Annotated in this window: 1 protein-coding gene; it reads left to right on the forward strand. The window is 44.1% G+C overall.

Annotation, left to right across the window (positions count from 1 at the left end):
• Window positions 1-84 precede the first annotated feature (84 nt).
• Window positions 85-236: MarC family protein (locus O4H47_RS18245; RefSeq protein ID WP_419719651.1), on the forward strand; the 152-nt coding region annotated here is incomplete at its 3' end.

Raw genomic sequence — 236 nt, forward strand, 5'->3', positions numbered from 1 at the left:
TCTTACAACCTAACTTTTGCCTTACATTACGCCCAAATTACCCCTTCTCCTTTTCACTAATGTGAACTTTGATGAGTACGCAACATGCAAACTTTTGAACTTGCTATCTTCTTGCAGTTTTTTCTCGGTTTGGTCGCCGCAGTAAACCCTGTTGGTATCATGCCTGTGTTTGTGTCACTAACCGGGCATATGACACCAGACGAAAAGCGCAATCCGGCAACAACAGCAAATGTGGC

The organism is Maritalea porphyrae (genome assembly GCF_027213965.1).
Taxonomy (GTDB): domain Bacteria; phylum Pseudomonadota; class Alphaproteobacteria; order Rhizobiales; family Devosiaceae; genus Maritalea; species Maritalea porphyrae_A.